At 41.6% G+C, this 22,276-nt stretch carries 21 protein-coding genes, 1 tRNA gene and 1 pseudogene; 10 read left to right on the plus strand and 13 right to left on the minus strand.

The genetic code is table 11. The annotated features are described in order from the left end of the window. Window positions 1-4 precede the first annotated feature (4 nt). Both DQW11_RS16725 and DQW11_RS16730 read right to left on the minus strand, forming a co-directional pair. Window positions 5-280 carry a hypothetical protein gene (locus DQW11_RS16725; protein ID WP_113925238.1) on the minus strand — a complete coding sequence of 92 codons (276 nt, stop codon included), beginning with the start codon at window positions 278-280 and terminating at the stop codon, window positions 5-7. A gap of 102 nt (window positions 281-382) precedes the next feature. Then, window positions 383-1,009: a response regulator gene (locus DQW11_RS16730; RefSeq protein ID WP_113925239.1), complete on the minus strand. Its 627-nt coding sequence runs from the start codon at window positions 1,007-1,009 to the stop codon at window positions 383-385. Window positions 1,010-1,284: 275 nt separating this feature from the next. Here DQW11_RS16730 and DQW11_RS16735 point away from each other — a divergent pair, with 275 nt between their 5' ends. Both DQW11_RS16735 and DQW11_RS16740 read left to right on the plus strand, forming a co-directional pair. Continuing rightward, entirely contained in the window at window positions 1,285-1,995 is a 711-nt protein-coding gene (locus DQW11_RS16735) for a DNA alkylation repair protein (RefSeq protein ID WP_113925240.1), read from the plus strand. Window positions 1,996-2,043: 48 nt separating this feature from the next. Then, the gene (locus DQW11_RS16740) at window positions 2,044-2,631 is read left to right on the plus strand and encodes a hypothetical protein (protein ID WP_113925241.1); all 588 of its coding nucleotides are present in this window, start codon (window positions 2,044-2,046) and stop codon (window positions 2,629-2,631) included. A 78-nt stretch (window positions 2,632-2,709) separates the two neighbouring features. Here the strand turns inward: DQW11_RS16740 and DQW11_RS16745 are convergent, their stop codons facing one another. Further along, complete coding sequence (locus DQW11_RS16745; protein ID WP_113925242.1) at window positions 2,710-4,065, minus strand: DEAD/DEAH box helicase; 1,356 nt, start codon at window positions 4,063-4,065, stop codon at window positions 2,710-2,712. Window positions 4,066-4,196: 131 nt separating this feature from the next. Between DQW11_RS16745 and DQW11_RS16750 the strand changes: the two genes are divergently transcribed. The 8 genes from DQW11_RS16750 (at window position 4,197) to DQW11_RS16785 (ending at window position 11,774) form a co-directional block, all read left to right on the plus strand. Then, complete coding sequence (locus tag DQW11_RS16750; RefSeq protein WP_113925243.1) at window positions 4,197-5,540, plus strand: dihydroorotase; 1,344 nt, start codon at window positions 4,197-4,199, stop codon at window positions 5,538-5,540. Window positions 5,541-5,617: 77 nt separating this feature from the next. Next, window positions 5,618-5,693 (plus strand) — tRNA-His (locus DQW11_RS16755). A 352-nt stretch (window positions 5,694-6,045) separates the two neighbouring features. Continuing rightward, window positions 6,046-7,962 carry an amylo-alpha-1,6-glucosidase gene (locus DQW11_RS16760; protein ID WP_113925244.1) on the plus strand — a complete coding sequence of 639 codons (1,917 nt, stop codon included), beginning with the start codon at window positions 6,046-6,048 and terminating at the stop codon, window positions 7,960-7,962. A gap of 9 nt (window positions 7,963-7,971) precedes the next feature. Beyond that, entirely contained in the window at window positions 7,972-9,252 is a 1,281-nt protein-coding gene (locus DQW11_RS16765) for a glycosyltransferase family 4 protein (protein WP_113925245.1), read from the plus strand. A gap of 2 nt (window positions 9,253-9,254) precedes the next feature. After that, a complete protein-coding gene (locus DQW11_RS16770; RefSeq protein WP_113925246.1) occupies window positions 9,255-10,469 on the plus strand; it encodes a glycoside hydrolase family 57 protein in 1,215 nt (404 codons plus the stop codon). A gap of 72 nt (window positions 10,470-10,541) precedes the next feature. Next, window positions 10,542-11,051 (plus strand): RidA family protein, encoded by a 510-nt coding sequence (locus DQW11_RS16775; RefSeq protein ID WP_113925247.1) that lies wholly within the window; start codon window positions 10,542-10,544, stop codon window positions 11,049-11,051. Further along, window positions 11,048-11,506, plus strand: a complete 459-nt coding sequence (locus DQW11_RS16780; RefSeq protein ID WP_113925248.1) for a hypothetical protein — start codon at window positions 11,048-11,050, stop codon at window positions 11,504-11,506. The genes DQW11_RS16775 and DQW11_RS16780 overlap by 4 nt, the downstream gene beginning before the upstream one ends. After that, the gene (locus DQW11_RS16785) at window positions 11,496-11,774 is read left to right on the plus strand and encodes a hypothetical protein (protein ID WP_113925249.1); all 279 of its coding nucleotides are present in this window, start codon (window positions 11,496-11,498) and stop codon (window positions 11,772-11,774) included. The genes DQW11_RS16780 and DQW11_RS16785 overlap by 11 nt, the downstream gene beginning before the upstream one ends. A 5-nt stretch (window positions 11,775-11,779) precedes the next feature. Here DQW11_RS16785 and DQW11_RS16790 read toward each other — a convergent pair whose 3' ends face one another. From DQW11_RS16790 to DQW11_RS16835, 10 genes and pseudogenes are all read right to left on the minus strand, one after another. After that, on the minus strand, window positions 11,780-12,460 hold the full coding sequence (locus DQW11_RS16790) for a DUF2461 domain-containing protein (RefSeq protein ID WP_113925250.1): 681 nt from the start codon (window positions 12,458-12,460) through the stop codon (window positions 11,780-11,782). A gap of 109 nt (window positions 12,461-12,569) precedes the next feature. Then, window positions 12,570-13,181: an alpha/beta hydrolase gene (locus DQW11_RS16795; RefSeq protein ID WP_113925251.1), complete on the minus strand. Its 612-nt coding sequence runs from the start codon at window positions 13,179-13,181 to the stop codon at window positions 12,570-12,572. Further along, window positions 13,174-14,124: a ring-cleaving dioxygenase gene (locus DQW11_RS16800; RefSeq protein WP_113925252.1), complete on the minus strand. Its 951-nt coding sequence runs from the start codon at window positions 14,122-14,124 to the stop codon at window positions 13,174-13,176. Before DQW11_RS16800 ends, DQW11_RS16795 begins: the two co-directional genes overlap by 8 nt. Before the next feature lie 93 nt (window positions 14,125-14,217). Then, window positions 14,218-14,744 (minus strand): annotated as a pseudogene (locus tag DQW11_RS16805) (YceI family protein). Window positions 14,745-14,876: 132 nt separating this feature from the next. Then, window positions 14,877-15,326: a MarR family winged helix-turn-helix transcriptional regulator gene (locus DQW11_RS16810; protein ID WP_113925253.1), complete on the minus strand. Its 450-nt coding sequence runs from the start codon at window positions 15,324-15,326 to the stop codon at window positions 14,877-14,879. A 250-nt stretch (window positions 15,327-15,576) separates the two neighbouring features. Next, entirely contained in the window at window positions 15,577-16,377 is an 801-nt protein-coding gene (locus tag DQW11_RS16815; protein ID WP_113925254.1) for an alpha/beta fold hydrolase, read from the minus strand. A 153-nt stretch (window positions 16,378-16,530) separates the two neighbouring features. Next, entirely contained in the window at window positions 16,531-18,123 is a 1,593-nt protein-coding gene (locus DQW11_RS16820) for an amidohydrolase family protein (RefSeq protein WP_198669912.1), read from the minus strand. Between the two features lie 106 nt (window positions 18,124-18,229). Further along, window positions 18,230-18,679, minus strand: a complete 450-nt coding sequence (locus DQW11_RS16825) for a hypothetical protein (protein WP_113925256.1) — start codon at window positions 18,677-18,679, stop codon at window positions 18,230-18,232. A 297-nt stretch (window positions 18,680-18,976) separates the two neighbouring features. Beyond that, complete coding sequence (locus tag DQW11_RS16830; RefSeq protein ID WP_113925257.1) at window positions 18,977-21,496, minus strand: ABC transporter permease; 2,520 nt, start codon at window positions 21,494-21,496, stop codon at window positions 18,977-18,979. Then, window positions 21,489-22,166 (minus strand): ABC transporter ATP-binding protein, encoded by a 678-nt coding sequence (locus tag DQW11_RS16835; RefSeq protein WP_113925258.1) that lies wholly within the window; start codon window positions 22,164-22,166, stop codon window positions 21,489-21,491. The genes DQW11_RS16830 and DQW11_RS16835 overlap by 8 nt, the downstream gene beginning before the upstream one ends. Window positions 22,167-22,276: the final 110 nt, after the last annotated feature.

Consider the following 22,276-nt stretch of genomic DNA (forward strand, 5'->3'; position numbering starts at 1 on the left):
TTGATCAGGCATTGCTTCTCACGTAATAGTGGTCTTTCTCCAGCTTCAAATGATCCCAATCTCTGTAGTCTATATTTTTGATCATTTCGTTCATGGCATCCATACATTCCTTTTTGGCCAGATACACCCCGAACACAGCATCATTGTTATTGACTAAAAATATCCTGTTAGCCTCAAACAATTTCTTCAAACTTTCCCACTCGGACAAAACTAAAAGCTCGTCCTCATTACTGACAGACTGAATTATTTTAAACATTCCAAAAGTACAATGAATATTCATTTCTTTGTAATTAAATATTTTATCCAAAAATAAGCCAATTGTGTTGGTATTTCAATACGTATTAATACTTAATTTTATGGATTAAACACCAAAAAAGGAATTTTAGTATATAATTTCCTTATTTTTTTGCACCCATATCAACAATGAGTTGTGTTTTTTGTCCAGATCAAGTTTTTTGATAATATTACTTCTGTGCTTGTCGATCGTTCTTTCTGCGACAAATAATGTCGATGCTATTTCTTTGGTAGTCAGACCATCTGCGATGTACCTGATGATTTTTAACTCAGAAGGGGTCAGATTGGAAGGTTTTATTCCAGTATTTACAACAGCCTTTTCAGAAAGAATCCGATCACTCAGGTAGGTTTCATTTTTAGAAACCAATTCGATGCAATCGAGCAATTCCTCCACGGCATAATCTTTTGGCACATATCCGGAAATATTCAGAGATTTGGCTTGTTGGTAGATGTAGGACTCTTTGTGAAATGTCAATAGAATAATTTTTGTTTGGATATCCTTTTCATAACACATTTTGGCCACTTCCAAGCCACTCATCCCCGGCATATCAAGATCGAGTATGGCCAGATTCGGTTCTATTTCCTGAATAAATTTCAGGGCCAAGTTCCCGTTTGGTGCCTCTCCTATGACATCGAAATTGTTCTCTTCCAAAAACCCTTTGAGGCCTTTGAGGAAAAGAGGATGGTCATCGGCAATAAAAATCTTTTGTTTCATAAAAACAGTAAAAGTTAAACTCTGATAAATGAAATTCAAAACGAGTGAATCAGTAGATTATTTGGCCGTTTTGAGAAAAATTGGTCTTTGTATACCTTTCAAATATATCAAAAAAAATGCCTAAAATCCTTTAACCTCAGAGATTCATGAGAATTTATCCAAATATTTTCAATGAACGAAATAAAATTTACTTCCAATGATTCATCCAAGAGAAATTTGGAAGGAATTGAAATAAAAAAACATCAAATTAAAGTCTCCAAAATGTGCATTGAACTATGAAAATTAAAGATCAAATCGAGGAAGCTCTTCGGCAAAAGGCAATTCCTGAAAAAGCCGCTTTTTTCCCAAGGTTTTTCAAAACAGGAAAGGGTGAATATGGAGAAGGCGACCTGTTTTTAGGCGTCACAGTTCCGGAGCAAAGAATAATCGCCAAGAAATATTGGAAAGATTTGCCTGACCAAGAGCTAGAGATTATGATCAAAAGTCCATTCCATGAGGTCAGGTTGACTTCCATCCTCATCTTGGTCCTGAAATATCAAAAAGCAACCAGCAAGGCAGAAAAGAAGTCATGGGTTGATTTTTATCTCAAAAACCGGTCTAGGGTCAACAATTGGGATTTGGTGGACAGTTCGGCGCATCTCATCCTCGGGAATTACCTCTTTGACAAAGATAGAGGCATACTTTATGATTTGGCAAAATCCGGGATACTTTGGGACCAAAGGATTGGGATCATGAGCACTTTTTATTTTATAAGGAAAAAAGATTTTACCGACACTTTAAAAATCGCAGAAATCCTACTCCACCATCCCCATGACTTGATTCATAAGGCTGTGGGTTGGATGATCCGTGAAGTCGGAAACCGTGATTTCGAAACTGCAAATCAGTTTTTGCTGAAGCACTATCAATCCATGCCACGAACCATGTTGCGGTATGCGATTGAGAAGTTTGACGTGGATGCAAAAGCATTTTTTATGAAAAAGGATTAAATCAGACCTAAATCCACTAACTTAGGGCAACAACAAACCCTGTCAACCATGAAAACTTCCCTCCTATTTTCGATTCTTTTTCTTATTGCTTTCTCTCCCTTTGCCCAATCCATTCCCTCCAAGGAAGTACAGATCAAAACAGCTTTGATGGCCGCTCCTGAGGATAAAAAAGAAGGGGCGACGGTTTATGGATTTGACGAAAAAGGGGAATTTGCCATTTTGAGAAAGGGGACCAATGAAATGATCTGCCTGGCTGATGACCCAAACAGCCCTGGATTCAATACTTCCTGTTACCACAATACTTTGGATCCTTTTATGGAAAGAGGACGACAGTTGAAGAAAGAGGGGAAAACAGCCAAAGAGATTTTTGATATCCGGGAAGAAGAAGCCAAATCCGGCAAACTGATCATGCCCAAAGATGGCGCAACTTTATTTGTTTTGAGTGCTGATGCGGCGGATTACAATCCCGAAACAGGTGAAGTAAAAGACCCCTACCTGCGCTATGTGGTGTATATCCCTTGGGCCACGGAAGCGAGTACAGGTTTACCTCTAAAGCCATCAGGTCCGGCTATGCCTTGGATCATGGATCCAGGAACGCATAGGGCACACATTATGATCAATCCGCCGAGGAATTAAAAAACCAAAAGCCTCCGAATTTACTCAATTCGGAGGCTTTTGGTTTAGGGGCATTTCAATATCGCAGGACTGTTTTCATCATTTCTTCCACTTCGCCTGCGTCTTCATCTGGTTTCTGTTTCTTTTCGCTTTGGAGTTTTTGTTACCGCGTTTCTTTTCGACTTTATTGGGATTGGCTTTGGGAATGGCTTTTTTCTCGTGAAAACCACCTTTGAAATCGGGATTCATTTTCCTCTTCTGCCCATCGATTTCCCTTTCGTAAGCCTGTTTTTCTTCAAAAGGTGTTGGGACAGTCTCCACCTCAACCGGAATCTGCACAGTCGGCACTTCCATGCGGATGATTTCTTCTATTTTCTCAAAATGATACTCTTCCGCAGGATTGACAAAAGTGATGGCAATTCCTTCGTTTTCTGCCCTTCCTGTCCTGCCGATGCGGTGTACATAATCTTCATAGATCAGCGGCACGTCAAAATTGACCACGTGGCTGACCATACTGATATCAAGCCCTCTTGCTGCCACGTCTGTCGCCACCAAGATCCGCACATCCCCTGCTTTGAAATCCTCCATGGAATTGATCCGGGTATTTTGTCCTTTGTTGGCATGGATGACACGCATAGACCCGAGTTTCTTTTTGTCCAGATAGCTGTAGACTAACTCGGCATTTTTCTTTGACTTGGTAAACACCATGATCCTTTTGACATCATGGGCTTCCAGGATATGGATCAAAAGGTTGGTTTTGGTTTTGATGTTGGGAATCAAATATTTGACCTGATGGATGGTCTCGGCAGTAGTGGCTTGTGGAGATACTTCTACACGCTCAGGAAATTCCAGAAACTCGTAAGAAAACTTCTCTACCTTCTGTCCAAAAGTGGCCGAAAAAAGGAGGTTTTGACGCTTTGTCGGGATGATCTCGAGTATAGACCTGATCTGTGGCATGAAACCCATATCCAGCATTTTATCAGCTTCATCCAAGACCATGGTTTTGATCTCTTTGGTGACGATTTCACCTTTTCTATATAAATCCAAAAACCTTCCCGGTGTGGAAATGATAATATCCACGCCCTTTTGGAGCTTTTCGATCTGGGTTTTTGGCCCAAGTCCACCATAAAGAGAGACGAATCTCAGGTCCGTATTTTTGCCAAAAACGATTACCGCCTCTTCGATCTGCATGACCAATTCACGGGTTGGGGCCAATATCAATGCCCTTGGAAGATTCCCTTGGGCATACTTGATTTTCATCAGGATGGGAAGGATATAGGCGGCTGTTTTGCCTGTTCCCGTTTGGGCGATGCCCAATACATCATGCCCTGCAAGAGCCAATGGGATTGCCTTTTCCTGAATCGGCGTGGGCTTGGTATATCCGGCCTCCTTGACAGCATCGAGGAGCTGTTTGTTTAATTTAAAATTTTCGAAACTTTGAAGGCTATCGGACATGTTTTGTATTTTTGAAAGGAAAAAAACACCGAGAATGAAGTTTGTTGGCTTTTATCTCCCGGATTTAGGAAAATCAGCTGTTTAGGATTGGTGTTTCTTGGCTCAAATTTCCCATCTCACAAAGAATATTCATGAAAAGTATTTTAATCACCGGTGCAAATATAGTGAATGAAGGCAAGATAACCCTCGCCGACATTTTTGTTAAGGAGGGAATGATCCATAAAATAGGTCCGGATCTGTCAGATTTTGAAGCAGATATCCGTATTGATGCATCCGGCAAATATGTTTTTCCCGGACTGATCGATGATCAGGTCCACTTTAGAGAACCGGGATTGACCCATAAAGCGGATATTTATACCGAAAGCAAATCCGCCGTAGCAGGAGGCGTCACCTCCTACATGGAAATGCCCAATACCGTCCCCCAAAGCACTACTATACCTCTTTTGGAGGAAAAATATACCATCGCTTCCCAAAAATCCCTTGCCAATTATTCCTTCTTTTTTGGTGCCACCAACGACAACATTGCCGAAATCCTCAAAGTCGATCCTGAAAATGTCTGTGGCGTCAAAGTGTTTCAAGGCTCCTCGACAGGAAATATGCTGGTAGACAATCCGGAAAGCCTCGAAAGAATATTTGCGGAGTGCAAATTGCTGATCGCCACCCACAGTGAAAACGACAATATCATCAAAGCCAATCTGGAAAAGTACAAAGCCGAATATGGCGAGGACATTCCTGTAAAGTTTCACCCCAAAATCCGGTCTGCCGAGGCTTGTTATGATGCATCCAAGAAGGTGGTCGCATTGGCAAAGAAGTACGGCAGCAAACTCCATGTTCTTCATATCAGCACTGCCCAGGAAGTGGAGTTGTTTGACAATTCCATTCCATTGGAACAAAAGCGCATCACTGCAGAGGCTTGTATTCACCATCTTTGGTTTTCGGAGGAAGATTATGAAGAAAAGGGAAATCTGATCAAATGGAACCCTGCGGTAAAGACTGCCAAAGATCGGGAGAGAATCCTTCAAGGTGTATTGGAGGACAGGATCGATGTCATTGCTACCGACCATGCCCCACATACCTTGGAAGAAAAATCGAGGACTTACAGCTCGGCACCCTCAGGAGGCCCATTGGTTCAGCACAGCCTTGTAGCCATGCTTGACCTCTACCATGAGGGTAAGATCAAACTCGAGCAAATTGCCCAGAAGATGTGCCATAATGTCGCCATCCTTTTTGAAATTGACAAAAGAGGCTATATCCGTCCCGGATACCATGCGGATCTGGTGATCGCGGACTTAGACAGTCCATGGAAAGTTGAAAAATCCAACATTCTTTCCAAATGTGGATGGTCCCCATTTGAAGGTCATGTCTTCAAATCAAAAGTCACACACACAGTGGTTTCCGGACATTTAGCTTACGAAAACGGTGTTTTTCATGAGGAAAAGAAAGGGGAGCGTCTAAAATTTTCAAGAAAATTTTGAGAAAGGTTATTGCTTTAGGAATCGCGAAATATTACCTTTGCAGTCCAATCTGATAAATGATCAGAATAAATTAAAATGGTGGTTGTAGCTCAGCTGGTTAGAGCGCTGGTTTGTGGATCCAGAGGTCGCCGGTTCGAACCCGGTCTTCCACCCTCAAACCCCTGTCTCGGACAGGGGTTTTTATTTTTTATTATTTTCAATGAACCCAAATGGCACAAATTTTGTATTAGTGGTTAAAATTAAATTTGGAAGGCAATGTTTACGTTATTCAAATCTTCACCGAGATTTCCAAAGGTCAATCCGGTAAATCTCAAATTTGTTCATCTTTACGTCATCAAGTTTGAGGAATCCCTCCGGAACTTTGAGGAACTGCAAAAAGAAGGGGCACTATCCTAATTCAAGAATAATTCAAGGTTATGGAAACATAACCTTTATTTTTGTCCCAATTAATTTTTCTTTCACATGCAAAAAAGTATTTTTATAAAAATCTCAAACTTTTGACCAGATGAGTTATATCCACTTTGACAAAACCCAATTAATTAACCTCAACTACTCACTTGACAGGGAAATAATTCGAACCAATAGAGGCGGATGTTATACCAGCACGACCATAATCGGGTGTAACACCAGGAAATATCATGGGTTATTGGTGGTTCCCCAACCGCAGATTGACGAGCAACTGCACGTGATGTTGTCGACTGTCCACGAGACAGTGATTCAAAGAGGCGCAAGCTTTAACCTTGGGATAAGCAAGTTTCCCGGAAATTATTCCCCAAGGGGCCATAAATATTTAGAAGATTTCGACACCGAACCTATTCCAAAACTCACCTACCGTGTGGGTGGCGTTTTACTTCAGAAAGAACTCATTCTCGATACCAATAGGGATCGTGTGATGATCAAATACACGCTCTTGGAAGCCCATTCTCCCACAAAAATCAGAATCAGTCCTTTTTTGGCATTCCGAGGCTATCACAACCTCTCAAAAGAAAACAACAGGATTAACAAAGAATTTGAAAAAGTCCCGGACGGAGTAAAATTTCAACTATATCCTGAATATTCACCGCTTTACCTCCAGCTTTCCAAAAGAAATGAATATATCTCCAAACCGGAATGGTATTTCAATATTGAATATATCATGGAAAGGGAAAGAGGATATGAATACCAAGAAGATTTGTTTGTCCCGGGATGCTTTGAATTTGATATTACCAAAGGTGAGTCGGTGATTTTTTCAGCCGGACTAACCGATGCTGACCCTAGCACCCGTCAAAGGGCATTTGAGAAAGAACTTGCAAGAAGGATTCCAAGAAATAATTTCGTCAATTGCCTTAAAAACTCTGCGGGGCAGTTTATCCAGAAAAGAGATGGCAAAACACATGTCATTGCCGGTTACCCTTGGTTTGGATGGTGGGGCAGGGATACTTTCGTTTCGGCACCGGGATTGGTTTTGACCCAAGGGGACAAAGATACTTTCCTCGAAATCATGGATACCATGGTGGAAGACCTGCATGGTCCATTGTTCCCCAATGTGGGTAGCGGTGTGATGAGAAATCTTGCTTCTATGGATGCGCCACTTTGGTTCTTTTGGTCATTGCAGCAATACATCAGATTTACCGGAGACACCAAAACAGTCAAGAAAAAGTACCTTGAAAAGATGAAGGGTATTATTGATGGATTCAGGAAAGGGACTGATTACAACATCCACATGCTTGAAAACGGACTTGTGTATGGAGGTCAGGAAGGGGTTGCACTCACTTGGATGGATGCTGTCAATTCTGATGGTCCTGTCACACCAAGAATCGGATGCCCGGTGGAAATCAATGCATTGTGGTATAATGCCCTTTGTTTTTACAATGAACTGACCAATGAACCTGAAATCAAAGATTTGTCTGAACAGGTTAAAAAATCCTTTATGGAGGTATTTTGGGATGAGAAAAAAGGCTATTTGGCAGATTATGTTAGCGGAGACTATAAGGATTGGGCGATAAGGCCAAATATGGTGATCGCGACTTCCTTGCCATATTCCCCATTGGAAGAAAGCCAGATGAAAAGTATTTTGGAGATCGTCAAATCAAAACTTCTTACTCCAAGGGGCTTGAGGTCACTCGCTCCTGACGACCCGGGATACAAAGGTTATTACCACGGAAACCAGTACACAAGAGATATTGCCTACCACAATGGAACCGTTTGGGCTTGGTTGCTGGGTCACTTTGTGGAGGGATACCTGAGGTTACATGGCAAAGCGGGGAAACATTTTGTAGAAAAAATAGTGCAGGCATTTGACGATGTGATGCCGCAATACGGTATAGGAACTGTTGCTGAAATTTATGATGGAGATCCTCCACACAGACCAAAAGGAGCCATCTCTTCAGCATGGTCTATCGGTGAGTTGTTGAGAATGATGTATATTTTGGAAAAAGTTTAATTCGGTTTTATGAAGATATTAATGTTCGGTTGGGAATTTCCTCCACATATTTCCGGGGGCTTGGGCACAGCTTGTTATGGCTTGGTCAAAGGCTTAAATCATCATAACCAAGAGGTTATTTTTGTGGTGCCGAAATTATGGGGTGACGAAGAACCACTGGCAGATTTTGTCAATGCCAGCGACGTAGTCATTGATTATCGTGAAAGAAAATTTAAGAAAATCTGGAAAAACCTTACTTACCTTGAAGTAAGCAGTTTTCTTGTGCCCTATTTGGGACCAGAGGAATTTAAAAAGTACACCGACTTTACCATCCACGACCGGACCGATGTCGATGAAAGCGTTTTTTCCAACAAGTTTGAATTTAGCGGAAAATACGGAAAGGACCTGATGAAGGAAGTTTCCAGGTATGCACTTGTCGCAGCCCAAATTGCTAAATCCAAAGAACATGATGTGATCCATGCCCATGATTGGCTGGCATATCCGGCAGGAATTGCAGCCAAAGAGATCAGTGGAAAACCACTCATTGCACATATTCACGCCACCGAATTTGACAGATCAGGCGAATCAGTAAACAAACCTGTATATGACATCGAAAGAGCAGGAATGCACGCCGCTGACCATGTGGTGGCGGTAAGCCACCTGACCCGAAAGATTGTAATCGATAAATACGGCGTACATCCGGATAAAGTCAGCGTACTTCACAATGCCGTCCTTGACGCAAGCATCATCCATTCAGAAACCAAGAAGCATGTCCCCGAAAAGATAGTCACCTTCCTAGGAAGGATTACATTCCAAAAAGGACCGGAATACTTTGTGGAAGCCGCCAAAAAAGTAATCGACAGAGATCCTAATGTGAGGTTTGTCATGGCCGGAAACGGTGATCTTCTCAATAGAATGATTGAACGAGTTGCAGAATTGGGCATGGGTACCAAATTCCATTTTACAGGATTCCTAAAAGGAAAAGATGTGGATGACATGTATGCCATCAGTGATGTCTACGTCATGCCTTCAGTCTCCGAACCATTTGGAATCGCCCCACTTGAGGCGGTGAGACATAATACCCCTGTCATCATCTCCAAACAATCAGGTGTAGCAGAAGTGCTGGTAAATGCCATAAAAGTAGATTTTTGGGATGTAGATGCCATGGCAGATGCCATTTTTGGTTTGCTCCATTACGAAAGTATTTCAAAGATGTTCAAGGAACTTGGCAGTGAGGAATTGAAAAAACTGAAGTGGGAGCATGTCGCCGCCAAACTAGTTAAAGTATACGAAAAGACCATAAAACAATAGCCATGAGAACAATCTGTTTTTACTTTCAGGTTCACCAGCCTCTAAGAATCAAGCCTTATCGCTTTTTTGATATTGGTGATGACCATTATTATTGGGACGATTACAGTAACAAAAGCATCATCAGAAAAGTAGCTCAAAAATGCTACCTCCCAATGAATGCCCTTTTGCTAGACCTTATCCATATGCATCAGGGAAGGTTCAAAGTGGCTTTTTCAATATCAGGCGTTTGCTTGGATCAGTTCGAGGCATTTGCACCCGATGTCTTGGAAAGTTTCAAAAAACTGGTGGCTACCGGGCATGTTGAAATCTTGAGCGAAACAGACGCACACGCATTGTGCTCTTTGAAAAGCAAAGAAGAATTCAAGAGAATGGTCGGAAGACATACCGAGAAAATAAAAAGACATTTCAACGGCTACACCCCGAAGGTTTTTAGAAATACAGAATTGATATATTCTGACAAAATCGGCGGAATGGTAGCAGAAATGGGGTATGAAGGAATGCTGACAGAAGGTGCCAAGCACATTTTAGGATGGAAAAGTCCGAACTTTGTTTACCAAAACGCAATCGATCCTAACCTGAAGATTCTTCTTAAAAATTTCCAACTCAGCGATGATATCGCTTTCAGGTTCAGCAACAAGACCTGGGCGGATTATCCTCTGACCACTGAGAAGTTTGTCACTTGGCTCAATGCTGTACCAAAAGAGCAGGAAGTGATCAACCTTTTTATGGATTATGAGACATTCGGCGAACACCAATGGGCAGAAACCGGAATTTTTGAATTCATGAAAGCCCTTCCAGGTGCAGTATTTAAATATACCGATTTCAACTTCTCTACACCATCTGAGGTGGTAAAAAATGGAACTCCGGTGGCTAAAATTCATGTACCTACCCCAATCTCTTGGGCGGATGAAGAAAGGGATTTAACTGCCTGGTTAGGAAACGACCTCCAAAACGAAGCTTTTTCCAAGCTCTATGAAATGGAAAACAGAGTCAAAAACATCGAAGACGCTGAAATCCAAAGGGATTGGAACTACCTTCAGACCTCCGATCATTTCTATTACATGTGTACCAAATTCTTTTCTGATGGCCATGTCCACTCCTATTTCAGTCATTATGACACACCATACGATGCTTTTATCAACTACATGAATGTATTGAGCGATTTCATCCTTCGTGTCAAAATGAAAGAAAATGAATTGGCAGAAGCTGAAGAATAGACTACATATTGAATCAATAATAAGAGGCTTGGTAAAACAAGCCTTTTTAATTCCAGAAAACCCAGACAAAAGATGAAAAGAATAATTTTCCTTTTACCCATGTTTGCTTTCCTTGGTTCCTGCATGGTCACCACAGAGAAAAAAGAAGTTGCCGAAGAAAAGGAGGAATTTATCGTCCGGTATGATCGGCCTGATGCCGCCATTCTGAGAGGTATTTATATTCCAAAAGGCGCAGAATATTTCTATACATCCGGTTTGGTCGCTCCTGTTAAGGACGAAAATGCCTCTCCGGGTACTTACGGGAGGTATGGCAATACCTACGAGCAAAGTATCGGGATATTGGAAAGGATAAAAGAAACCATCGGAGAAGGTGGGTTTACACTTGAAGACGTGGTTTTTCTACGGGTCTATCTTGCACCTGATAAGGATGGGAAAATTGACTGGGAAGCGTGGTTCAAGGCATATGGGGAATATTTCAACAATGAAACAAACCCAAATAAAGTGGCGAGATCGACGATAGCAGTTCATTCCCTCGCCAATCCTGAATTATTGATTGAAATTGAAGCCGTTGCAGCAAAATGAAAAAAATCAGTCCAATCTATTTTCTTCTAATTTCTTTGTTTGTCAGTTCCTGTGCCTGCGATGGAGAGACAATGGTCAAAGGTATGATGTGGGGATTTAGCAAAATCGCCGGAGAAGGCTACATTCCTTCAGCGGAAATAATGGCTTTGGGAGAATTTGAAAGTGTAGAAGTCAATGTATCGCAAGAATACACGGATGGCGAAAACCAAGGCACAATCGAACTCAGGTTATTCAATGGAAAAAGTCCTGAAATGAGAATGAGTGAAGAGAATGTTGCCAGAAGATGCGCTGAATTGTATTCCCAAGGGTATTCAAAAATTGAGGATTACAAAACCATCAAAATTTCTTTTATACAAACCGATCCTTTCAATGCTGAAAACTATGCGATAAGCGAATATACTTTTGAAGTAAAAGATTTATTAACCTCCCCAAACTCTGAAGAAAATGGAATTTGACTACACTGCTGATTTTAAGCATCCAACCGTAAAAGCAAGCGATTGGTTTTTGACCATATTAATTGCCAATATTCCTGTCGTAGGATTTATCATGCTCATCGTGTGGGCTGTAGACAAAACCGGAAATCCCAACAAAGCCAATTGGGCCAAAGCCAAACTGATTTGGTATGCCATTGGATTCGGATTGATGATTCTGTTGTTGTTGATGATTGGATTTGGAACGGTCTCAGGAGTATTTGATGAAATCGACTGGAGCGATTTCCAATAAATCCATCACATCAACCCGTCTCCGCTATCAGATTCATCTATTGCGCGGGAAAGAAAATCATGGAATGGCTTCATCAATTTGAAGCCTTCCACTGCTTTTTTCTTAAAACTTCCTGTGGAAATTTCCACATCTGATATAGGATTGGATACTATAAAACTCTTTTGCTTGAGCAATTCAATGTAAGGGTGATCCATTTCATAACCTTTTGGCATATTCTTGAGTTTTTCTCCTTCCAATCCTGAAAAAGTCTTTTTGAACTTCGGTTCGTTCAAAATGGCTTCCAATTCCTTTCCGGAATAGTCAATTTCCTGTCTTATTTTTTTCAGGCTTTCGGATTCCGGCATCCATATTCCCCCTGCCAAAAAGCTATTGCCTGGCTGAACATGTACATAGTATCCCGGGCCAGGGGATTTCTTTCCACCTACAGAGAAATATGCGGCAAAGTTGGTTTTGTATGGGGCTTTGTTTGCTGAAAATCTGATATCCCTGTTTTGTCTAAAAACACAGTCTTTTGCTTTAAAAGAAGATAAGGCCGGTTCCCAAACAGAAACTTCCGCAAGCATTTCGCCCACATCATTCAAAAATTCCTCTTTGACAGCAAGGTACCACGCTTTGTTCTCATCCATCCATGATTTATGGTTGTTTTGAGAAAGTGCCTCTAGAAATTTCAAGTATTGATTTGCCATATTCAAATTTAGCTAATAACAGGGAAGCAAGACATAAGTTTTCCAAAAAATCAGGTAACCAAAAAAGCCTGACAGGTAAGGTCAGGCTTCGTTTTGGTTTAGTTTTCAATTACTTCAACACATTCTTATTTACCCAATCGATCTCCTCTTGACGAATGGTATGCTGCGTATCCGTAAAAATCAAGGTTTTCACTTCCGCACCTAGATTTTTTATCAATTCAGCCGAAGCCTCAATCCTGCTTAATGGAACATGCATGTCCTTTTGACTTGATCCGATAAAAACAGGAGTTCCGAGAAAATCACCTTTGTATTTGGCGGGATTTAATTTTTCTCCAATCAATCCTCCAGTAAATGCCATCACCCCTCCGTACTTTTTGGCGTTTTGGGAAGCATATTCCAATGAAAGACAAGCTCCTTGAGAAAATCCGATAAAATAGATTTGGCTGGAGTTGAAACCTTTGTCCAGAATTTCTTTGACAATCCCATCAATGACTTGAATAGAATTTGAAAAGGCAGGTTCATTATTGGCATCCGGTGCCATAAAGCTGTAAGGATACCAAGAACCACCCTGAGCTTGCGGTGCCAATAATGCAAATTCATCCAAGTTCAGGTATTGACTTAAACTCAATATGCTTGCCGCGGTGGCGCCTCTGCCATGGATCATGATCGCAACTTTGGTTGCTTCTTCGATCGGTTTTCCGGAATGTATCAACTCAGGCATATTTTTCAATATTCAGTTCAACTTTGGCTAGCCGTGCTTCTAACTTTGCCCTTTGAGGCTCAATCCATTGAGGAAGTTTTAACAATTCTCCCAAATGTGCTTCATCTTCATCGATTGCAAATCCCGGTTCATCGGTTGCGATTTCGAACAATACTCCGCCCGGTTCGCGGAAATAGATGGATTTGAAATAATTTCGATCCTTCACTTCTGTGACATGGTAGCCATTACTGAGCAATATTTGTTGTATCTCTAGTTGGCTTGCAACATTGGCAGTCCGAAAAGCGATGTGGTGCACTGTTCCTGCGCTTTGCATCCCCTGTCTCCCATTTGGATCAATGACGATGTCCACGATATCACCCGGTTCACCTCTAGTTCCATATCGGAACCGACCATTCTCCTCTTCAATAAACCTGTAATCCATGAATTGGGTGAGCAAATTGGCTGTCAATTCTTTCGCTTTGAGGTTCAATGTAGCTCCGTAAAATCCCTTAATCGAAAATTCCAATGGGATAGAACCGTAAGTCCAACCTTTTCGGCTGTCTTTGTCGGTTGCAATGAGCTCGATACCCATGCCGTCATGGTCTTCAAATCGGATCAGTTTTTCACCAAATCTTGACAAAGGGGTAGAAATAGGAATATTGAATCTGGTCAGCCTTTCCATCCAAAAACCCAAAGAATCCATAGGAATCGAAAAGGCGGTATAGGTCAATTCACCAGTCCCTTTTGTTCCTTTTCTTGCTCCCTCAAACGGGAATGTAGTGAATACCGTCCCGGGTGCACCCAATTCATCTCCAAAATAGAAATGATATACATCAGGGGCATCAAAATTGATGGTCTTCTTCACCAGCCTCAAACCCAAAATACCTGTATAGAAATCCAGGTTTTTTTGTGGATTGCCTGCAATTGCGGTGATATGGTGGATTCCTGTGATTAGAGGAGACATAGTGTTAGGGGTTTTTGGTTGAATTATTTGGTTATTTGGTTAATGGTTATTAAGAATAACTCAATAACCATTAACCATTAACCATTTTCAAAATTACTGTTTTACAATCTGAATGTTAGCCAAAATTCTGACTTGGTCACTGACGACCACACTTCCTGCTTCAGTTACGGCATTCCAGATCAATCCGAATTCTTTTCTGCTGATTTTTCCTTCCAACGCGAACCCGCTTTCGTTTGTCCATATGGATCCTGAACGACACCGCCAAAGTCCGCGCTCAACGCTACTGTCTTGGTAACATCTTTGATAGTCAACTCACCTTTCAGCGAATTTCCTTCTAAGATACCCGAAAATGTCATTTTAGGATATTTTTCAGCATCAAAGAAATCTGCTGATTTCAAGTGATTATCCCTGTCTGATTGGTTAGTATCAATACTTGCGATGTGGGCTGCGAAAGAAATCTCTGCTCCTTGAAAATCATCTGAAGAGCTTTCTGCTCCGCCTTCAAATGATTTGAAATTACCAGTTACGGTAGAAATCACCAAGTGTTTTACTTTGAATGATACTTCTGAATGTGTTGGGTCAATGGCCCATTTGGTTGTTGTTTCTGTTGCGGTAATCATACTTTTGTTGTTTAATTTATTTATTGATAAAGGTTTGTTTCAGTTGGCTCTTTATTGCAACATAAAGTCACAATCAATGTTTTTAATAAATCTATACATTAAATGTATAGACATGTTTATAGGCAAATTTTTTTACCCTCGCAGTTTGTCAAGCAGAAAATTTAACTGACTGACTTCCTGCTGGTTTAATTGTATCAGGTTATTGTTTTGATTCAGAATTTCCTCTTGAAGTTGGTTGAGCAATTGAAGACCCTTTTCAGTAATCATGATATCTACCTGACGTCTATCTGCGGGGCATTCTTCCCTGAGGACAAGCCCTTTTTGTTTTAACTTCTCCACCAAGCGAGATGCATTTGACATCTTATTCAACATTCTATCCTGTATGGAAGAAACTGTAATGGGATTTCCGTTTTGCCCCCTAAGGATCCTCAACACATTGTATTGCTCCGGTGAAAGACCATAAGGCTTTAAGAAATTGTTTTGCTTTGTGACGATATAGCTTTGCGTAAAAAGGATATTTACGATGGCTTTGCTGTAGTCATCTTTAAATTCCTTCTGCTGTATTTCGTCTTCCAATCTCATGTGTATAAAATGTCTTTGTATTAAATGTATATACATACAAATGTATCAAAAAGTTTCAAATGATTTCTGTTTTTCAAAAATTTATTTGAAATAATCTAAAAAAAAATAATCTGTACGTACGCAATGATGTCAGAAGATTTGAAATCTATTCAAATTCTGGGGTGCGGACTTAAATGCCAGGTACATAGGTCTTCCGTCCCGGATGAAGAGGAATATGGGGCTACTGGCAAGTAGTGGATAACAATTAAAATTAAAACTGCCTCATCCAGTCCCCAATGAGCCTATTGATTTCATCGGGTTTTTCGATACAGCTGCTATGACCCGCTCCCGGTACCATATGCAATACTGAATTGGGAATAGACATTTGGATAAACTTTGCTTTTTCGGGCTTGGTGGCCACATCCTCGTCTCCCACTACGATCATGGTGGGACATTTTATGCTTCGGATTTCTTCCTCTACACCTTTCCGATGGATAACGGCTTCCACAGATTTGGTGATGGACTTTTTGTTGGATTGAAGTTCTTTTACCCACTTTTTATAAGCATCCCCGTTTTTTGGGTTTTCGAGCCAACTTTGCGCAAACATGATCTTCATCACGGAGCCGGCAACTGTTGGAATGATACCAAACCATTTGACGATTCCATTCAAAAATTTATACTTTGGGAGGTTTTCTACGGGTTCAGGACTTGCAGAAGTCTCCAGCAAAGCCAGACTTTTTACTTTTTCGGGAAATCTAGCTGCAACCCGCATCCCAACAAATCCACCCATAGAAAGCCCAACAAAATGAACCGGCTTGCCTACAAGTTTATCTATCAGGTCTACTGCATCCAAAGTCAGCAAATCCATGTCAATGGGTCCGTCAGTCACTTCGGATTGACCTTGTCCTCTGTGGTCATAAGCGATGACAGTGTAATTCTGTTTTAAAAAATCAACCTGACTCTGAAACATCTTTTGACTCCAAAGTAATCCATGTGAAAAGACGATTACTTCTTTTCCTTCGCCTTCTTTGGTATAAAAAAGCTTTGTCGTGTTGAGCTGAATGTGTGGCATAATGTTGTTGTACGAAGGATAGTTTACTAAGTACCAAGTTTTGGAAAATATATTTGAATTTACTTTCTGATTCCAGATCCTAGTTTTGTGTAAAAATAAGTCAACCCGAGCTTCCTTACCTGGTACTTGATACTTGGTTCTTGGTACTCAATTTCACCAATCCAAACCCGGCTGTTTCAATTTCCTGGATTCTTCCCGGTCTTTGTGCTGTTGTACAAGAGTACGGACATCCTGCAAGAGTTGTTTGGCATCGTAGACTATCCCATCTTTCACTGTATATTTCACGCCTCCAACTCTGATCGGTTCATTGTTTTCATCAATCCGGATGGCGCCGGTGCCATATAAAACCTTGAGGTTCTGAAGTGGGTTTTCTTCCAAAATCACAAAGTCCGCCAACTTCCCGATTTCCACCGTTCCGATTTCATTTTCCATCCCCAAAGCCTCCGCGGCATACATAGTCGAGGACCTGATGACTTCCAAAGGATGAAATCCTGCTTCCCTGAGCAACTCCATTTCCCTGATATAGGCAAATCCATACAATTGATAAATGAAACCCGAATCCGAGCCGGTAGTCACACGGCCTCCACGGTTTTTGTATTCATTGACAAAAGTCATCCAAAGGCGGTAATTTTCCTTCCATTGGATTTCCTCTTCTGTAGTCCAATCAAACCAATAGGATCCGTGGGATTCTCTGCTAGGTTTGTAAAAACGCCATAAGGAAGGAAGCGTATATTCCTCATGCCACTCTGCCCTTCTAGCACGCATCAGGTCACGGTTAGCTTCATAGATATTGAAAGTGGGATCCAAAGTAAAATCCAGGTCCAACAACTCCTGCATCACTTTGTTCCAATGCTCTGAATACGGCGGCGCAGCCTGCTTCCAAAGCTTTCCTGCTTCTGCAAATCTGTGCTGTTCATTCTGATAATTATAATCAAGCCTGTAATCCTGAATGGTCCTGTCAGCAAAAAGTGCCTCAGGAAGCCCATACCAATGCTCCATTGTAGTCAGTCCTGCCCTTGCAGAATGGAGCACATTCCATCTCGCCACGTCCATCTGCGCATGATGCATCGAAGACCTCAAGCCGATTCTTTTGTTTTCTTCCAATGCTGCCTGCATCACTTCAGGTTTTGCACCAAAGAATTTGATTCCATCAGCTCCTTTTTTAGCATTGTCATTTACCCAAACCCTGGCCTCAGCGGCATTGGTAATGGGTTTTTCTGAACCCTGCCCAAAACTTGTGTACGCAAACAAACGCGGTGCTGTGATGGTGTTGGCTGCGGATTTTCTTTTATGGTCAAGCACCCAACTCAGTCCATTACCGGCCGAGGGGTCTTTTACGGTAGTGATGCCATGTGACATCCAAAGTTTGAAAACATATTCAGCGGGAGTGCCCTGTCCTGAACCTCCTATATGCCCGTGCATATCAATGAATCCCGGCAAAAGGTAATGTCCTGCAAGTTCCATCACTTTGTCATTTGGCCCGGCTTTTGGCCTTCGGTCTTCCTTGATGGGAATACCGGGATAACCTACAACTGTTATTTCCGTGATCCTGTTCTTTTGGACAACAATATCGACAGGACCAATTGGCGGTGAGCCTGTCCCATCGATCAATGTTACTCCGCGAATGATCAACTTGTCATATGGGCCTTCCCCTTCTTTTCTGTCAGGAGAAGGCATGATCTGGGAAAAAATCTCTGAGGTAAAGAGAAAGAAGCTGAAAGCAAATAGAATCAATGTTTTTTTCATGGCTGGTGGATTTGACAGGATCAAAATAATCCTTTTCCACCCAATAAAAAAACCGACCATCCCAATGAAGAGGATAGTCGGTTCTGTTAAGTAGGAGGTCTATATACTACTCTTTTTCCTTCCTGAAAGTATAGCGAAGGCCAATATTTCCTCTAAATCCAATCATTCCAATATCAAAATTCACATTCGGTGTTGCTTCCATAAGAATTGAAAAATTCCGATGTTCTTGGATGGGTTTGAAAGTCAACCCTAAAGGCAATCCAACTCTTGCTCCTCCATTTTCAAATACGCCTAACATTACGCCTGCATGTAAATTAACCCAATCTGACCTCTTAAAATTTCTATGAAACATTCCTTCGACTCCAAGAGGAGTATCAAGTAGGTCCGTTGCGAGGAACCTTAATTCACCAAAATACTTTTTCTCATTATCTGTTCCAACTCCGATTTGACTAAATAGGCCACTATTGTACACTCCCACATGTACTTGGGCATGAGCCTGAATTGAAATAAAAAGGCCAAAAATTAAAATAATGGCAAAGGATCTGATTTTATTCATGTTTTTTATTGGTTTGATTTATATAAGACAAAAATAGTTTTTAATTCCAATCTACCAAAAAGAAAGTTGATCATCCCAACGTGGACAAAAAAAGGCCTTTGAGAATTTTATTCCCAAAGGCCTTTTTGCATTTTTTATTTCATTTACAAAATGAAAATCTTAATAAAACGTATCAAAAAACAAGCAATCCTAAGTTTCTGAAACAATATCTATAAGTATCAAATATCAATTAGTATCAAATACCTTTGAATTGACAGTTAACTTTGGAACTCCCAAAATAACTCATTATATAAAGTATTACCCCCGTAGAATCTCCATAGGAGGCATCTTCACGATTTTGCGACCATTGAGCCAGCCTAGCAAAATTGTCAATGCCGTAATGGCTACATAGACTATCAACGCTTCTTTGTATGCACCTCTAAATGGCAACTCAAACACAAACTCACTTAGCAACCATGTTGCCAAAAAGGAAAGCAAAATCCCGCTCAGAGAAGCCAAAGAACCCAAAAAGAAATATTCCAAGGTATTGATCTTGCTGACCAAACCGCTGTCTGCACCTAGTGTCCGTAGCAAAATGCTTTCCCGCATCCTTTGATACTTGCTGATGATCAGTGAACTGATCAAAACCAAAATCCCGGTAATGATGCTGAAGAAAGCCATGAATTGGATCACAAAACTGATCTTGCCGAGAATCTCTTCCAAAGTCTCCACTATTGCCCCCAAGTTGATCACGGAGATATTTGGAAACTCCCTCACAATCTCTGATTGCACATCTGCGGCCTGTCGGTCATTCTTGGTTTTGGTAATCAGCACATGAAACTTCGGCGCATTGTTCAGGACATTTTCAGGAAATAAGACAAGAAAATTCGTGGAGACCTGATTGAACTTTACCTCCCTGAAACTTCCTACATAAGTCGTAATGGGCCTTCCCTGCACATTGAAGATAATTTCATCGCCCAATTTGATCCCTGTTCGCGTAGCATATCCCTGATCGAAAGAGACAAATACAGAATCTCCGGGATTGGTCACTTTCCTTAGCTCTCCGCTCAACAGTCTTTCAGAACTGATCAAAGTGTCTCTGTAGGTCACCCTAAATTCCCTGTTGTATAATCCCCGAGAACGTTTTTCCTCTTCAGGCAAAGTGTCATTTCCTTTTTTGGTAAGCCCGTTGATTGACTCCAATCCCATAGTAACAATGGGAACCTGCTGCATGATGGGAAGGTCTTTGCTTCGGATTTTATCTGCGACTGCCTCTACCTGATGCGTTTGGATGTCAAAAAGCAGCATGTTTGGTTGGTCCTTTTTGTCTGCAAACTTTGCTTCATCCAACAATTGGTTTTGGACAAAAAACAAGGTACTGATCATGGCTGTACCTAGACCAATGGTCGCTATCAGGGAAACAGTTTGGTTGTTTGGTCGATACAGATTAGCCAAAGATTGTCTGATAGGATACTGCAGTGAAATCGGCAGAAACTTCCGGATCAGCCACATGATTCCAATCGCAACAGTCCAAAGAATCAGGAAGGCAAAAACCACAAATCCGGTAAAACCGAGTGCTTGCTTCCATCCATTGAGCAGATAAAAGCTAAACCCGAAGACAAACAAAAGAATACCAAACACAACCGCCCAACGCAAGGGATCCTTGTTTATCTTGGTTTCTGCTTCCTCAGGCCGCAAAGTAGCCATCGGAGATACCTTTCTGATTTTCAACAAAGGCAACAAGGCAAATAAAATAGATACCAACAATCCGGTGATTACACCAAAGCCTATACTTTTCCAAGAAATTGCGATGGTAACATCCACCGGAAGGAAATCCGCAAAAACAGCCGGTAAAATAAACTGCAAAATGCTCCCTAAAAGTGATCCAAACAACGCGCCTGCCAAACCCATAATCACGATCTGAACCAGATAAATTTTCATCGCGGTCCAAGCTGAAACCCCAAGACATCTAAGCACAGCTACTGAAGCCAATTTCTCTTTTACAAAAACATTGACTGCACTCGCCACTCCCACACATCCGAGAAGTAAAGCAATAAAGGCAACCAAACTCAGGAAATTGGAAAGGTTTTCAAAAGACCGGCCTGTTTGTCTTTTCCTGTCTTCAACGGAGTCTGCATCGACTTTTTCTTCCTCCCATTGCTCCTCATATTTCTTCACCAAGTCATCAGGATTGGTCAAATCATCCAATTGATAATACCTGACATATTCAAGCCTGCTGCCGTATTGGATCAGTCCGGTGGCCTCTACATATTCCATCGGAATGTACACCGCAGGAGCGACAGTGGCTGTAATCCCGGTTTGTCCAGGAACTTTCTGCAATTCTCCTTCTATATAAAAAGAAACGTTACCCACTTTGATGCTGTCCCCAATTTCCGCATTGAATTGTGCCATCAGAAGTTTTTCTACCAAAGCCCTTTTGCCTCCTTTTCGAAAGGAAGCTTCTGCTTCAGCGGGGATGGTTTCTAATTTTCCATAGAAAGGAAAATCTCCTTCAAGCGCCCTAACCTGCGTCAGCCGGCTTGCACCTGTGGAAGGGAATGCGACCATACTGGCAAAGTTGATTTCCTCAGCGGTCGCCGTTGCCAACGAATCGGTAGGCTGTGGCCCAAGTGGCTTGTTATTTTCCAAGACCAAATCAGCACCTACAAGTTCTTTGGATTGTTGATCGATTCCTTTCTTGAGGTTTTCACCAAAGGAACTGATGCCTACCAAAGCCGCAATTCCTACGACCATGGAAGAAACAAAAAGGAGGAGCCTTGAGAAATTTTTTCTAAAATCCCGGAAGGCCATTTTCAAGACCCAAGAAAAATCAGACATGGCTGCCCTCCTGGATTTTACCGCCTTTGATATTGATGATGCGGTTTGTTCTCTTCGCTAATTCCGGATCATGGGTGACCAAAATAAGTGTGGTGCCCTGTTCCTTGTTCATATCAAAAATCAGGTCTTCTATCATTTCACCTGTTTCTGTATCGAGATTACCTGTAGGCTCATCTGCAAAAAGTATTTTAGGTTCATTTGCAAAAGCCCTGGCGATAGACACCCGCTGCTGTTCTCCACCCGAAAGCTGAGAAGGATAATGGGTTACCCGATCTCCCAATCCAACTTTGGTCAGCAGCTCGGTGGCTTTTGCTTTTGCATCCTTTCTTTTCTTGAGTTCAAGGGGCACCATTACATTTTCCAAGGCGGTAAGGGTAGGCAGCAATTGGAAATTCTGGAAAATAAACCCGATGTTTTTACTCCTTACTTCGGCCCGTTGGTCTTCAGACAGCTTTTCGAAGGCATTGCCTGCCAATACCACAGATCCTGTACTGGCGGAATCTAATCCTGCACAGAGTCCGAGCAGAGTGGTTTTTCCGCTTCCCGAAGGGCCTACGATGGAGATGCTTTCTCCTGCTTGGATATCAAAATTTACCTGGTCTAGGACTGTCAGTTTTCTTGTGCCGCTTTGGTAGGTTTTGGACACATCCTTTACACTCAATATGCTCATAAAAATCTTTGTGGATTGGTTTTGACAATAACACCATCAAACGGCCAAATGGTTTGATTCGTTGGGTTTAAATATAAAAGGAAAGGATGGGGTTTGAACAAAATAGCTGA

It is taken from the genome of Cognataquiflexum aquatile (genome assembly GCF_003316845.1).
In the GTDB taxonomy this organism is placed as follows: Bacteria; Bacteroidota; Bacteroidia; order Cytophagales; family Cyclobacteriaceae; genus Cognataquiflexum; species Cognataquiflexum aquatile.

Excerpts from the sequence above, each read along its gene's own strand:
- DQW11_RS16815 (WP_113925254.1), bottom strand. The coding sequence starts at position 16,377 with ATGCCACACATTCAGCTCAACACGACAAAGCTTTTTTATACCAAAGAA.
- DQW11_RS16810 (WP_113925253.1), bottom strand. The coding sequence starts at position 15,326 with ATGAGATTGGAAGACGAAATACAGCAGAAGGAATTTAAAGATGACTAC.
- DQW11_RS16770 (WP_113925246.1), top strand. The coding sequence starts at position 9,255 with ATGAGAACAATCTGTTTTTACTTTCAGGTTCACCAGCCTCTAAGAATC.
- DQW11_RS16725 (WP_113925238.1), bottom strand. The coding sequence starts at position 280 with ATGAATATTCATTGTACTTTTGGAATGTTTAAAATAATTCAGTCTGTC.
- DQW11_RS16780 (WP_113925248.1), top strand. The coding sequence starts at position 11,048 with ATGAAAAAAATCAGTCCAATCTATTTTCTTCTAATTTCTTTGTTTGTC.
- DQW11_RS16740 (WP_113925241.1), top strand. The coding sequence starts at position 2,044 with ATGAAAACTTCCCTCCTATTTTCGATTCTTTTTCTTATTGCTTTCTCT.
- DQW11_RS16820 (WP_198669912.1), bottom strand. The coding sequence starts at position 18,123 with ATGAAAAAAACATTGATTCTATTTGCTTTCAGCTTCTTTCTCTTTACC.
- DQW11_RS16735 (WP_113925240.1), top strand. The coding sequence starts at position 1,285 with ATGAAAATTAAAGATCAAATCGAGGAAGCTCTTCGGCAAAAGGCAATT.
- DQW11_RS16745 (WP_113925242.1), bottom strand. The coding sequence starts at position 4,065 with ATGTCCGATAGCCTTCAAAGTTTCGAAAATTTTAAATTAAACAAACAG.
- DQW11_RS16765 (WP_113925245.1), top strand. The coding sequence starts at position 7,972 with ATGAAGATATTAATGTTCGGTTGGGAATTTCCTCCACATATTTCCGGG.
- DQW11_RS16730 (WP_113925239.1), bottom strand. The coding sequence starts at position 1,009 with ATGAAACAAAAGATTTTTATTGCCGATGACCATCCTCTTTTCCTCAAA.
- DQW11_RS16785 (WP_113925249.1), top strand. The coding sequence starts at position 11,496 with ATGGAATTTGACTACACTGCTGATTTTAAGCATCCAACCGTAAAAGCA.
- DQW11_RS16795 (WP_113925251.1), bottom strand. The coding sequence starts at position 13,181 with ATGCCTGAGTTGATACATTCCGGAAAACCGATCGAAGAAGCAACCAAA.
- DQW11_RS16825 (WP_113925256.1), bottom strand. The coding sequence starts at position 18,679 with ATGAATAAAATCAGATCCTTTGCCATTATTTTAATTTTTGGCCTTTTT.
- DQW11_RS16830 (WP_113925257.1), bottom strand. The coding sequence starts at position 21,496 with ATGTCTGATTTTTCTTGGGTCTTGAAAATGGCCTTCCGGGATTTTAGA.
- DQW11_RS16760 (WP_113925244.1), top strand. The coding sequence starts at position 6,046 with ATGAGTTATATCCACTTTGACAAAACCCAATTAATTAACCTCAACTAC.
- DQW11_RS16800 (WP_113925252.1), bottom strand. The coding sequence starts at position 14,124 with ATGTCTCCTCTAATCACAGGAATCCACCATATCACCGCAATTGCAGGC.
- DQW11_RS16835 (WP_113925258.1), bottom strand. The coding sequence starts at position 22,166 with ATGAGCATATTGAGTGTAAAGGATGTGTCCAAAACCTACCAAAGCGGC.
- DQW11_RS16790 (WP_113925250.1), bottom strand. The coding sequence starts at position 12,460 with ATGGCAAATCAATACTTGAAATTTCTAGAGGCACTTTCTCAAAACAAC.
- DQW11_RS16775 (WP_113925247.1), top strand. The coding sequence starts at position 10,542 with ATGAAAAGAATAATTTTCCTTTTACCCATGTTTGCTTTCCTTGGTTCC.
- DQW11_RS16750 (WP_113925243.1), top strand. The coding sequence starts at position 4,197 with ATGAAAAGTATTTTAATCACCGGTGCAAATATAGTGAATGAAGGCAAG.